Raw genomic sequence first — 13,032 nt, forward strand, 5'->3', positions numbered from 1 at the left:
GCACTGCAATACTCACGGCAAATACTCGAAGGCCCTCAATCCGCATCCGAATCAAACAACCGCTCCAACTCCACCCGCGCCTCCTTGGCCGTCTGCATCACCTTGGCCCGGTCATCGCGCACCTGCCCCTGGGCCACCAGCACTTCTTCATCATGCTGGGTAAACCGTGCAATCCGGTCCGCCGCCTGTTCATCGCTCAAGCCCAACCCCACCAGCGCCCGGCGGGTCATCTCCAGGCTGGAGTAGAACGTTTCACGAATCGGCTCTGCACCCACATCCACCAACTTGTGTACATGCTGGCGGTTACGTGCGCGGGCCAGCACCTTCAAGTGCGGGTACAGGCGTTTCACCCGTTCAGCGGTATGAATGGCGGCTTCCGGGTCATCGATGGTGATGATGAAGTACTCCGCCTCACCCACCTTGGCCGCATGCAGCACCTCAGGGCGCAGCGGGTCGCCGTAGAACACCGGCACCTGTTCGAACATGCGGGTCATCTCGATGGTGTCCACCGAGGTTTCCAGTGCGATGAATGGGATTTTCTGTGCCCGCAGGATACGCGCGACGATCTGGCCCATGCGGCCCATGCCGACGATCACCACCCGCGGCGTATCAGTCTGGATCTGCTTGTACTGCTCAGGCACTTCCCGCACAGGCTGCGGGCGCTTGAGGGCGCGGGCGCAGCCCAGCATCATCAGTGGGGTGATGGCCATGGACAGGGTGATGGTCATCAACAGCAAATCGTAGGTCTGGGTGTCGAATAAGCCCTGGTCCTTGCCCAGCTTGAACACCACGAAGGCGAACTCGCCCCCAGCGGCCAGCACCATGCCCAGGCGCAGGGCGCTGGCACTGTTCAGACCACCGACCAGGCGGCCGACGCCAATCAGCAACACCAGCTTCACTGCCACCAGCAGCAGGGTCAGGCCCAGCAGCACCAGCGGCATTTCCAGCAACAGGCGCAGGTTGGCGCCCATGCCGACGCTGATGAAGAACAGCCCCAGCAGCAGGCCCTTGAACGGTTCGATCTGCGATTCCAACTCGTGGCGGTATTCCGAGTCGGCCAGCAGCAGGCCGGCGAGGAAGGCGCCCAAGGCCATGGACACACCGGCTTCTTCCATCAGCCAGGCGGTGCCGATCACCACCAGCAACGCGGTGGCGGTGGACACTTCGGGCAGGCCGGTGCGGGCTACGGTGCGGAAGACCGGGCGCAGGAGGTAGCGGCCGCCGATGATGACCACGGCGATACTGGCGAATACCTTCAGGCCATGTTGCAGGCTATCGCCGTGGCTGGTGTCTGGGCCACTGGCGGCCAGCAACGGAACCAGGGCAATCAGCGGGATGGCGGCGATGTCCTGGAACAGCAGGATGGCGAAGGCCAGGCGGCCGTGCGGGGCGTTCAATTGCTTGCTCTCGGCCAGGCTTTGCAGGCCGAGGGCGGTGGACGACAACGCCAGGCCCAGGCCGAGCACGATGGCCGCCGGCAGCGTCTGGCTGAAGCCGAACAGGGCGATGGCACCGATCAGCGCACCGGTCAGCAGTACCTGGGCGCTGCCGACGCCGAACACCGATTTGCGCATCAGCCACAGGCGCTTGGGCGACAGTTCAAGGCCGATGATGAACAGCAGCAGCACCACACCCAGTTCGGAAATGTGCGCCACGCTTTCGGTGTCGCGGATCAGGCCCAGTGCCTGCGGGCCAATGACAACGCCGGCGAGTAGGTAGCCAAGTACGGCGCCTAGCTGCAGGCGTTTGGCCAGGGGGACGGCGAGGACTGCGGCGAGCAGGAAGATGACGGCGGTTTGCAGCAGGCTGCCTTCGTGTGGCATTTGGCTCGTACTCCATGAGCTGCCGGGGCAGCATTTGAACAGTTTGGCCGACAATTCTGGGGAATGAGAGGGGGGTAGACAATCTGCTTTCAGGGAGAAAGATTGTCCTGAAAACTGAGACAACCTGTGCTGGCCTCTTGGCGGGAGTCGGCTGACTCAAGCCCCACCAAACTGCGCCCGATACTGTGCCGGCGTCATGCCAATCCGCTCGCAGAACACCTTGCGCATATGCCGGTCACTGCCAAACCCGCACTGCGCCGCCACCACCTTCAACGGCAGGTCGCTACCCTCCAGCAGCTTGCGCGCTCGGTCGATCCGCGCATTTTGCAGGTACTGCAACGGCGTTATCCCCACCTCGCGCTGGAACGTGCGGGCGAAATTACGGCTGCTCATGGCCACCAGGTCGGCCATCTTCTGCACGGTAAACGTCTGTTCGATATGGTCGACGATGTGCGCCTGTACCCGGGCAATCGGCGAATCATCACGCGGCACCGCCGCCAGCAACGGCCCGTACGGGGTCTGCCCGCCTTGGCGATGACGGGCGACCAGCAGCACCTTGGCCACTTCCAGGGCCAGCGCCTTGCCGTGGTCCTCGGCCACCACCGCCAGCGCCAGGTCGATACCCGCAGTGATCCCGCCCGAAGTAATCAGGCAGCGGTCGATCACATAGATCTGCTCGGTCTCAACCTTGGCCTGAGGAAACGCCCGCGCCAGGCGCTCCACGTAATTCCAGTGGGTGGTACAGCGGTAGCCATCCAGCAACCCCGCCCGGCCCAGCAGGAACACCCCGGTACAAATGGCACCAAAGCGCTTGGCGCTGCGCACCGCCTGCGGCAACCAGCGCTCCAGCGCTGGCACGGCAATGTCATACGCGCCAGGGCCGCCGGGCACCAGCAACAGGTCGACGGCGTCCGGCAAGTCTTCCAGGCGCAGGTCGGCCACCACTTTCAGCCCACAGGAGCCGCGCACCGCGGCTTGCCCTTCGGCCAGGGTGAGCAGCCGGTATTGCCGCTCTGCCGGCAAAAAACGGTTGGCGATGGCGAACGCATCCATGGGGCCGGTCACATCCAGCAAGAGCACATCGTTGAAAAGCACCATGGCCACGGTGCGGTGAGCGTTTACTTGCATGCTTCTTCGCTCGTTAGCTGAATACAACGTGCATCTTACGGTATACCCCCGCGCACAATTAAGAACAATTCAGGTTTGGCTCAGGACTTTGTCATGTGCCGGGGGCGAGACTTTCTGCATTCAACAGGAGAGTCGCCATGCACCCCGGCACCCCCCAAGAGCCGCTGCACCCCCCGGGCGCACTGACGCCCGCGCGGTTACGCCAGGCCAAGGAACTGATGCTGCGCAGTTCGCTGTCGATCATCGAGATCGCCAGCGTGTGCAACCTCACCCGTAGCCATTTCTCCCGTGCCTTCAAGGTCAATACCGGCCTTTCACCCCAGGCCTGGCGCCTGCTGGCACGCATGGAAAAGGCCAAGCGCCTGCTCGCCACCGAAGCACCGATTACCCATGTGAGCCTGGAATGCGGCTTTTGCGACCAGGCCCATTTCACCCGCGCCTTCAGCCGCCTGGTTGGCCAGCCGCCCAAGGCCTGGCGACAGGCGCAGGCCATTTCTTAAGCCGTATCTATCCACCGGTATAGCCCCTTGCGGACAGTGCCGGACCGTCATCCCAACCCAAGGAGTCACCCCATGAGCCAACCTGATTACAAGCGCTTGAACAAAGACGACGCCGTGGTCCTGCTGGTAGACCACCAGACCGGCCTGATCTCGCTGGTGCAGGACTTCTCGCCCAATGAGTTCAAGAACAACGTGCTGGCTCTGGGTGATCTGGCCAAGTTCTTCGGCTTGCCGACCATCCTCACCACCAGCTTCGAGCAAGGCCCGAACGGCCCGCTGGTGCCCGAGCTGAAAGCAATGTTCCCGGACGCGCCGTACATTGCCCGCCCCGGCCAGATCAACGCTTGGGACAACGAAGACTTCGTCAAGGCGATCAAGGCCACTGGCCGCAAGCAGCTGATCATCGCCGGCGTGGTGACCGATGTATGCGTGGCGTTCCCGACCCTGTCGGCGCTGGCTGAAGGCTTTGAGGTGTTTGTGGTGACCGATGCTTCGGGCACTTTCAACGAAACCGTGCAGCAAGCGGCGTGGGTACGCATGACCCAGGCAGGCGCGCAGATGATGAACTGGTTCTCGGTGGCGTGTGAGCTGCACCGTGACTGGCGCAACGATATCGAAGGGCTGGGTAACCTGCTGTCGCAGCGTATTCCCAACTACCGCAATTTGATGAACAGCTATGCGGCGTTGACTTCGCGTTAATGTAACCCTGTACCGGCCTCTTCGCGGTTTTACCCGCGAAAGGGCCGGTACAGGCTATTAAGGATTCACCGGCAGAGTGAAGCGAATCCGGCAACCACCCAGCTCGGATGCCAGTGCCTGCAACTGCCCACCATGGGCCTGCACCACCGAACTGCAGATCGCCAGCCCCATCCCCATACCATCGCTCTTGGTGGTGTAGAATGCCCCGAACACCTGCTCCCGCTCCTCGGGCGCAATCCCCGGCCCGTTGTCGTCCACGCAAATCTCCACCGCATCCCCGACGACAGCCGAAGCAATCCGCAGCACCCCGTCACCGCGATACCCCGCCAGCGCCTCCAGCCCATTGTTGATCAGGTTGTACACCAATTGCTGCAACTGCACCGGGTCGGCCATCACACTCACCCCTGCCTGCAACCGTGTCTGCACGTCCACCGTGCCCTTGGCGGCATCGGCCGAGGTCAGGCGCACGACCTCACGGATCAGCTCATCCAGCTTCACCGCCTTGAGCTGCACCGGCGATTGCTTGGCCAGCGAACGCAGCGCGCGCACGATGTTGGCCGCACGCTCGCTGTCGTTGCGGATGTCTTCCAGGCCGGCAATCGCCTCTTCCAGATCGGGCTTGGCGCGTTTGAGCCAGCGCAGGCTGGCGGCGGCGTTGGAGGCAATCCCCAGTAACGGCTGGCTGATCTCGTGGGCGATCGACGCCGACAGCTCGTTCATCACCTGCAGGTGGGCACTGCGGGCCAACTCCGCACGAGAGCGGCGCAGCTCGGCCTCCATCTGCGCGCGGCTCTGGTTGTCTTCGGCCAGGCGCGTATAGAACTTGGCGGTTTGCAGCGACACCGCCGCCTGCGAGGCGAGGATCTCCAGCATGGCCAGGCGCTGGTTGCCGAACAGGTTGGGCACCAGGCGGTTTTCCAGGTACACCAGGCCGATCAGCACGCCCTGGATCACCAGCGGCAGGCACAGCACCGAGCGGGCATTGCGCGCCTGCAGCTCATGGCGAAAGGCTTCGGGACAGTCGCTTTGGGCATCGTTGAGCACCAGTGGCTTGCGGGTGCGCATGGTGGCGTTGATGACCGACAGTGGTGCCTGGGTCATGAACTTCTGGCAGTTGTCCATGCTCACGTGCAGCCCGGCATCGTCGATGTAGGCGAGGGCAGCCATCTGGAATTCGGCACCGCTGACGATCAGCAGCGCGCCATGGTCGGCACCTGAGTGCTGGGTCAGGTGGCCCATCAGGGTTTCGATCAGGCCTTCGAGCAGTACTTCTTCGGACAACGCGCGCGCCGCTTCTATGCCCGCTTCCAGGTCCAGCTTGGCCTGGTGGTCGGTGTGGCAGGCTTCCTGGATCGGCTGGGTGCGCAAGAAGGGGTGCAACGCCTCCAGCTGATGCACCTTGCCGGTCGCCCCCCAGATATGGAAACAGTCGCGGGCAATGCGCAGGTGCAGGTTGGCACCGGAAATCAGGCCGCTGGGGATACACACCTCGGCCAGCTGTTCATGGGCCAGGGCCTGTTCGTGGATGAAGCCGGCAGCGGCGGCAGCGATCTGCGCCTGGTCAAAGCAGCGGATGGCGGTCAGGCCGTCGCCTTCGAGCTTGGCGATCACGCCTTCGATCAGCAACAGCTTGTTGCGGAAGGTGGCCGGGTTGAAACCGGCCCAGCGGCCGAAGCGCTCGCGCAGCGCCTGCAGCTCGCGCAGCTTGTCGGCAACGCTGCCAGCGGCCTCGGGGCTGCCCAGGGCCAGGCCGCGGAACAGGTGAAAGTCGGCCAGGTTGATGTGCGCCGGCACTGCCCAGGTGTTGTCTGCGGCCAGTGCCAGGTTGCCCATCGCCTGTGGGATATTGCCCAGGTAGAAGTCGCACATGCCGGCGAACAGGTACTGGAAGAACCGCGTCGTGGGCGACTTCGAGGCTGTGGCCGAGGCTGGGCAGGGCGTGCCGCTCAAGCGGGTGACGAACGCTTGCTGGGCTAGCAGGATCAGCTCGACGTCGCGGTAACCGTAGCGACGTACGGTGGCCAGGCCTTGCGCCAATTCCTCGACTACGTCTGGCAGGTAACGGCCCATGAACAGCGAGTCGGAAACCAGGTGGTTGCAGGCGTAGCAGCTCATCGCCAGGTCGCCGCTCAGGCGCCCTGAATCGACCGCATCCAGCGCGGTACGGCGGGCGAACTCCATGGGCGAGGTCCAGGCGCTGACCTGGTCCAGGGCCAGCAGCGCGCTGGTCAGGTCAGCGTCGAAGCCGTGCCGTTCGATCAGCTTGAGTGCGGCCAGGCAGCAGGCGTGGCCATCATGGTAAGCGCCGAAACGCTCGGCAATCATCACCCCGTACCAGGCCATGCCATAAGTGCTGCCCGGGGCAGCACCGTGCAGCAGCGACAGCTCCATGAGCTTGGCCAGGTGCAGGAAGCAGATGTCGTCCTTGACAAAAAACGACGACGACAGGGTGGCCAGCAAGCTGACGGCAACCGTCACCTCTTCAGAATCGGAGCGCTGCAGCGACTCCAGGCAGTGCCGCCCTTTCTGTTCGATCAAGGCCTGCACATGGGCATGACTTGCCTCGACCTGTTGCCAGTCGATGCCCCGTACCGGGCTTATACCCAGCAAGTCCAGGCCGGATATGGCGCTGTCGATGGCCGCCTGATAGTCGCCGCGCAAGGTATGCAGCAGTGCCTGCAGGCGGCACACCCGCGCCTGGTCCAGCGTCGAACGTGCGCGCTGGTGGCATTCGGTGATCCGGGCTTCGGCTGCGATCATTCGCGACAGTTGCATGTCGCACTCCGCCGCCATGCAGGCGATGGCAAAGCCATGTGTGGCGCGGCTTTCCAGCGTGGCGCCGTGCTGCAGAAGCTGCTCGGCGGTGTGCAGGTAGCCTGCGGTCTGCTCGAAGGCGCCACCGTCGCGTGCGCGTGCTGCTGCTTCGCGCAAAAGCTGCAGGAACGCTTCGCAGTCATCCGCTGCAAACCCGCAGGGGCTGGCGCGTTGCAGCTGGTTGGCGAGCTCGAACAGTGCTTCGTGCAGGTGGCTTGGCCAGGCCTGTCGCATGGCCAGGGCAATACGTGCATGCAGTTGGGTACGCGCGCGTATGGGCGTTAGCGCGTACGCGGCTTCCATCACCCGCTCATGGGCAAAGCCCAGGCCGTTCTGGCCCTGTTGCAGGAAACCCGCGCCAATCAAGGCTTTCAACGGTTCGCCAGGGGCCTGGGCAAGGACCTGCTGAAGCAAGCGTTCATCGCAGCGGCTGCCCGCCGCGCTGGCCACCCGTAGCAGGTCGCGCTGGGGCATCGGCAGGCGAGCCAGGCGGTGGATCATCAGGTCGGCGACGTTGTCGGAATAGCGGTGGCGGGCCACGGCCTGCAGGCACCATGACCAGCGCATGGCCTGGGTGTCGAAGGTGAACAGCTGGTCCTCGACCATGGCCCGGAGGATCTGATGGATGAAGAACGGGTTGCCCGCCGTCTTGTCGTGCACCAGCACGGCCACCGGCAATGCCTCCTCGGGGCCGATGTGGTAGCGCTCGCCGATCAGCTCGGACACGGCGCCCACGGCCAGAGGCCGCAGGTTCAGCGTGGTGCTGCGCACCGTTGTGGGTAGGGTAAGGGGGGCACTGCTGGCTGGCGCATCATTGCGCCGGGCGAAGATCAACAGCAGGTTGCCAGGTGCGTGAGCCAGCAGTTGCGTCAACAGTTGCTGGCTGGCTTGGTCGACCCACTGCAGGTCATCGAAGAACAGCACCAGCGGCTGGCCGGGGCGGCTGAACACCTGCAAGAACTCGATGATCGCCCGTAGCTCCTTCTGCAGTGCCAGGCGCGTGGGCTTGGCCGGCAACTCGGGCAAGGGGCCAAGGATCAGTTGCAGGTCTGGTGCCAGCTTGCCGAGCAGCCGGCCATGGCCTTTGATGCGGCGCAGGATCTCGCGGCGCAGGCTGTCGAGGGCCTGGCTGTTCTTGGCCAGCAACTGGGTGGTCAGCGCACCGAGAATGTCGACCCAGGGTGCGTAGGGGACGGTTTGGGCAACGCCGTTGCACTTGCCGATGGCCCAGTAACCTTGGGCGTTGGCTTTGAGTGCTGCCTCGACCAGGGTCGACTTGCCCATGCCGGTAGCGCCGTTGATGAACAGGGCTTGCGGCTTGCTGTCGCGGCGCGGGGCCTTGAGCAGCAGGGCGATGGCCTTCTGTTCGGCGCAGCGGCCATACAGGCGTTCGTGGCCAGGCGTGACGGGGTCGGCGCAGCCTGGCTCGAAGTCCTGAATGGTCTTGCTGGCGACCCATTGCCGCTGGCAGTGGGCCAGGTCTACCGCCAGGGCGCGAGCACTCTGATAGCGGGCGTCGGGCTCCTTGGCCAGCGCCTTGGCCAGCACCCGGCTGAGCGGCTGTGGCACGTTGCTGTCCACTTCGCAGGCCGCCCTTGGCTGCACGCCGGCATGCAGCTGGCGCCAGTGCTGAGTGTCGCGCCCCGCCAGCGGCAGTTCACCCAGCAGCAACTGGTACAGGATCGCACCCAGGGCATAGATGTCACTGCGCTGGTCGCTGCTGCTGCCGTGCGGGCAGACCTGTTCCGGTGCCAGGTACGACCAGTTGCCGAGCGGAGCGCCGTGTTCGCCAATCAGTTGCGCGAGGTCGGCGCGAAAACAACCTAGCCGCACCCGCTGGTTGGCGTACAGGCACACGTACTCGGGCTGTAGCGCGCCATGCAGCACATTGCGTGCGTGAGCCTGTGCCAAGGCATTGGCCGCATTTACCGCGATATCGAGAAATGGCGTCAGGGCTGCAGGGCCTTCGGCGATCAGGTCGGCGATTGAGTGGCCAGCCGGGTACACCAGCAGCGGGCCTTCGGCCGAACGCACGAACGCAGACGGGATCACCGCCCACTGCGGGTCCAGTTGCAGGCGGTAGTCTCTTTCCAGGCGCTGACAGGCGGCGGGGGCCTCGAGCGGGGCGCGAACGGCGATCCAGGCCTGATGGGTGGTCGGGTCGCGCAGGCGAAAGTAGCTGAGCTCGCCTTCCTGGCCCAGCGCGCTGATGTCGCACCGGTTCAGCCAGCCCTCGTCGACCGACTGGTCGTATTCGATGGGCCTGTGGGCAAGGCGTTCATCGAGCATAAAACACCCCCTGCTAGCGACATCCTGAGGCGCGAGTATACGCAGCGGGCCCAGTAAGGATGCGGCTTGTAGCCTGCCTGGCAGGAACGGGCACGCTGTTGTCCGTTATCGCACCCTGCGGGCAGACGGGCTTTTGTATAGTCCCGAGGGCAACCTATCCCTCGGGATAATTGTGTGAACGCGTACGCTGGCCTAGCCTGCCCGGGGCTGCGTAAACGCCCGTGCCCGCGTGAGGAAGCCATGATCCGAATAGGCAATGCCCAAGTGTCGCTGGAGCGGCGAGAAGTGTTTCTAGACGGCAAGCCGATCCTCTTGGGTGGCCGCGCATTCGAGGTGTTGGCCACGTTGATCAAGGCCAAGGGCCGGGTGGTCGGCAAGGACGAACTGCTCAGCCAGGTGTGGGCCGGCACGGTGGTCGAGGACAACAACCTGCAGGTGCAGGTGTCTTTGCTGCGCAAGGCCTTTGGCGACCGTGGGCTGATTCAGACCGTACCCCGCCGGGGCTACCGCCTGGCTGCCGAGATAAGCCTTGATGTGCCTTGCCTGGCGCCGGGCCACCCGACGCTGGGTGCCGGTGCTGACATGTTTGAACCCTTGAAAGACAGTGCGAACGTACCGGTGCTGGTGGTGGACGATGACCCCTCAGTGCGTACGGCGCTGGGCCGCCTGCTGCGCTCGCAGGATATCCCGCATCAGTTGTTCGCCAGTGCCGAGGCGTTGTTCGAAGCCCACTTGGAAACCCCCTGCGCCTGCCTGCTGCTCGACATGCACCTGCCCGATACCACTGGCCTTGAGGTGCAGCACGCCCTCCGCCAGCTGGGGCTGCCTTGGCCGATCGTGTTCATGACCGGTTTCGGCACCATCCCGATGACGGTGCAGGCCATGCGTGCGGGGGCAGTGGAGTTCCTGACCAAGCCATTTGATGAAGACCAGTTGCTGACGCTGCTGCAGGCCGTGCGTACCCGGGCTGTGGTCGATGGGCGCAAATGGCACCATGCGCGGCAGGTCGAGGCAAAGTACCAACGCCTGACCCAGCGTGAGCGCCAGGTGTTCTCGCTGGTGGTCGATGGCCTGTCGCACAAGCAGATCGCCAGGCAGATCGGCACCAGCGAAGTGACGACCAAGGTGCACAAGAAAAACATCATGAACAAGATGCAGTCCCGCTCGCTGGTGGAACTGGTGGCCATGCACAACGTCATCGAGGCGCGGGTAGAGGGCCTGGCCAGCGCATGAGCAGATGGGTGTGCATCGTCGACGACGATGCTTCGGTGCGCAAAAGCCTAGCCAACCTGCTGCGTTCGGCCGGGTTCGAGACGTTGTCGTTCGCTGCGGGGGATGTATTCCTGGGTTCGGAGCTGGCGCGGCAGGCGGGCTGTGTGCTGCTCGACCTGAAAATGCCTGGGATGAGCGGGTTGGCGGTGCAGCGTGAGCTGGCCTGGCAGCAGTGGCGGTTGCCGGTGATCTGCATGTCGGCACACTGGGATGATGACGCGGTGCATGCGGCGATGAGCCTTGGGGCATTGGCCTGCCTGGGCAAGCCTTTTTCTGAAGAGGTGCTGCTAAGAGTGGTTGAAGAGGCATTGGCGGGCGGGCAGTGATGTGCTGCCTTTGCCGGCCCTTTCGCGGGCTCGCCCGCGAAGAGGCCAGTAGCCTTAACATCCATCTCAGCACACTTGCGCAATCAATCACCGGGGATTCGGGCAATGCTCCCGTGGTAATCGTTTAGCGAGCCCCTTGCCATGCCCCGCCTGAAAACCTTCCTCGACCCCCAATCCCCAAGCTTGAGCGCCACCGGCCTGCTCTTCATGCGGGTAATGGCCGCCTTGCTATTACTGTTTATCCATGGGCTCCCCAAGCTGCTGGACTGGAGCGGTGAATTGCAGCGCATAGAAGACCCATTCGGGTTGGGCGCACCGCTGACCTTGGGGCTGGCGGTTTTTGCCGAGGTGGTTTGCCCACTGTTGCTGTTTTTGGGTGTTGCCGCGCGCCTGGCTTGCCTGCCGGTGCTGGCAGTGTTGCTGGTGGCGCTGGTGGTGGTGCACCCGGACTGGACGCTAGAGCAGGGGCAGTTTGCCTGGTTGCTGGTGGCACTTTACGGCGGGTTGGCGTTGACTGGGCCTGGGGCGTATTCGGTTTCCGGGTATTTCTGGCGGGGCAAAGCAGCCCCGGCAATCTAACTGCTCCCCGGCCGGTACTGCAGGGCCTCGGCTAGATGAGCCCGGCCAATCGCCTCGCAACCCTCCAGGTCTGCCAACGTTCGTGCCACCTTCAACAAGCGGTGTGCCGCCCGCAACGATAAGGTCAATCGCTCACAGGCACCCTCCAGCCAGGCCTGGTCTGCTGGAGTCAACTCACAGTGGCGGCGCAATCCCTCGAGGTTGAGAAACGCATTTGCGCACCCTTGTCTCCGGTGCTGCAGTTCTCGTGCTTCAGCCACCCTGACGGCCACATCGGCACTGGCCTCGCCGCAGGGCTGGTTGTTCAGCGTGGTGCTTTCGCGGGCCACGGTCAGGTGCAGGTCGATACGGTCCAGCAGCGGCCCGGACAGCTTGTTGCGGTACCGTGCGATCTGCTCGGTGCTGCACCGGCAGCGGCCCGTGGGGTCGCCCAGGTAGCCGCAAGGGCAGGGGTTCATGGCGGCCACCAGCTGAAAGCGTGCCGGGAAGCGCACCTTGTCGCGGGCCCGGGCAATCACGATTTCGCCCGACTCCAGTGGCTCGCGCAGCACTTCCAGCACGCGCCGTTCGAACTCTGGCAGCTCATCCAGAAACAGCACACCATGGTGGGCCAGGGTGATTTCGCCCGGTTGCGGCCGGCTGCTGCCTCCGACCAGTGCCGGGCCGGAGGCGGAGTGATGAGGGTGGCGGAACGGTCGTTGTGGCCAGCTGTTCAGCGGTGCATGCCCGCTGACCGACTGGATGGCCGCCACCTCCAGTGCCTCGTGCTCGTCCAGCGGTGGCAGCAGCCCGGGCAGGCGGCTGGCGAGCAAGGTCTTGCCGGTGCCTGGGGGGCCTGTGAACAACAGGTTATGTGCCCCGGCCGCTGCCAGTAGCAAAGCCCGTTTGGCTGCCAGTTGGCCCTGCACTTCGCTCAGGTCCGGGTAGGGGCGTTGATGCAGGATCAGGCCATTGGCAGCGTACGGTGGCAGTGGCACCTGGCCATTCAGGTGGGCGACCAGCTCCAGCAGGTGCCCCACTGCATACACCACCAATCCACCCGCCAGGCTGGCTTCCTCGGCATTTTCCCGTGGTACCACCAGCGCCCGGCCTGCCTCTCGCGCTGCCAGTGCAGCGGGTAGCACGCCCTGCACCGGGCGCAGTTTGCCTGACAGCGCCAGTTCGCCCAGGCATTCGACCTCGGCGAGGGTGGCAACCGGCACCTGGCCGTCGGCAGCCAGGATGCCCAAGGCAATGGCCAGGTCGTAACGCCCGCCATCCTTGGGCAGGTCGGCAGGGGCGAGGTTCTGGGTAATGCGCCGCTGCGGGTAGTTCAGCCCGGAGTTGACGATGGCGCTGCGCACCCGGTCCTTGCTTTCCTTGACGGTGGTTTCCGGCAAGCCGACCAGGGTGAGATGGGGCAAGCCATTGGCCAGGTGGGTTTCGACGCTGACTGCCGGTGCCTGCACACCCACCTGGGCGCGGCTATGGACGAGGGCTAGGGACATGGACGCTCCGTTGTCGCTGGAAAGGGCCGCTTCCTGCGGCTGGGGCAAGGATAGCCAGCGCCGTGCCAGGGTGGCGCAAGAAGTGTGCGTCATGGTTTTTCAGGGGAGGGACTTT

9 protein-coding genes are annotated in these 13,032 nt (G+C 64.4%); 5 read left to right on the forward strand and 4 right to left on the reverse strand.

The window, feature by feature from the left end; all coding sequences use genetic code 11:
• Positions 1–35: 35 nt before the first annotated feature.
• Positions 36–1,823 carry a monovalent cation:proton antiporter-2 (CPA2) family protein gene (locus tag FHW75_RS01290; RefSeq protein WP_016712661.1) on the reverse strand — a complete coding sequence of 596 codons (1,788 nt, stop codon included), beginning with the start codon at positions 1,821–1,823 and terminating at the stop codon, positions 36–38.
• Positions 1,824–1,979: 156 nt separating this feature from the next.
• Positions 1,980–2,951 carry a GlxA family transcriptional regulator gene (locus FHW75_RS01295; protein WP_016712660.1) on the reverse strand — a complete coding sequence of 324 codons (972 nt, stop codon included), beginning with the start codon at positions 2,949–2,951 and terminating at the stop codon, positions 1,980–1,982.
• Between the two features lie 137 nt (positions 2,952–3,088).
• Between FHW75_RS01295 and FHW75_RS01300 the strand changes: the two genes are divergently transcribed.
• Together FHW75_RS01300 and ycaC are read left to right on the forward strand one after the other, a co-directional pair.
• Positions 3,089–3,451, forward strand: a complete 363-nt coding sequence (locus tag FHW75_RS01300; protein ID WP_016712659.1) for an AraC family transcriptional regulator — start codon at positions 3,089–3,091, stop codon at positions 3,449–3,451.
• Between the two features lie 72 nt (positions 3,452–3,523).
• A complete protein-coding gene (gene ycaC / locus FHW75_RS01305) occupies positions 3,524–4,150 on the forward strand; it encodes an isochorismate family cysteine hydrolase YcaC (protein WP_016712658.1) in 627 nt (208 codons plus the stop codon).
• Positions 4,151–4,207: 57 nt separating this feature from the next.
• Here the strand turns inward: ycaC and FHW75_RS01310 are convergent, their stop codons facing one another.
• Positions 4,208–9,253 (reverse strand): ATP-binding sensor histidine kinase, encoded by a 5,046-nt coding sequence (locus FHW75_RS01310; protein ID WP_183673052.1) that lies wholly within the window; start codon positions 9,251–9,253, stop codon positions 4,208–4,210.
• Positions 9,254–9,493: 240 nt separating this feature from the next.
• On the opposite strand from FHW75_RS01310, the gene FHW75_RS01315 reads away from it, so the two are divergent.
• The 3 genes from FHW75_RS01315 to FHW75_RS01325 all read left to right on the forward strand — a co-directional run bounded on the left by FHW75_RS01315 (position 9,494) and on the right by FHW75_RS01325 (position 11,430).
• Positions 9,494–10,486: a response regulator gene (locus tag FHW75_RS01315; protein ID WP_016712656.1), complete on the forward strand. Its 993-nt coding sequence runs from the start codon at positions 9,494–9,496 to the stop codon at positions 10,484–10,486.
• Positions 10,483–10,851: a response regulator transcription factor gene (locus FHW75_RS01320; protein WP_174244657.1), complete on the forward strand. Its 369-nt coding sequence runs from the start codon at positions 10,483–10,485 to the stop codon at positions 10,849–10,851. The genes FHW75_RS01315 and FHW75_RS01320 overlap by 4 nt, the downstream gene beginning before the upstream one ends.
• 141 nt (positions 10,852–10,992) lie before the next feature.
• A complete protein-coding gene (locus FHW75_RS01325; RefSeq protein WP_183673054.1) occupies positions 10,993–11,430 on the forward strand; it encodes a DoxX family protein in 438 nt (145 codons plus the stop codon).
• Here the strand turns inward: FHW75_RS01325 and FHW75_RS01330 are convergent.
• The gene (locus FHW75_RS01330; RefSeq protein ID WP_019096452.1) at positions 11,427–12,917 is read right to left on the reverse strand and encodes a YifB family Mg chelatase-like AAA ATPase; all 1,491 of its coding nucleotides are present in this window, start codon (positions 12,915–12,917) and stop codon (positions 11,427–11,429) included. The genes FHW75_RS01325 and FHW75_RS01330 overlap by 4 nt on opposite strands.
• Positions 12,918–13,032: the final 115 nt, after the last annotated feature.

The sequence above is a fragment of the Pseudomonas sp. OG7 genome, assembly GCF_014192825.1.
GTDB classification, from domain to species: Bacteria; Pseudomonadota; Gammaproteobacteria; order Pseudomonadales; family Pseudomonadaceae; genus Aquipseudomonas; species Aquipseudomonas monteilii.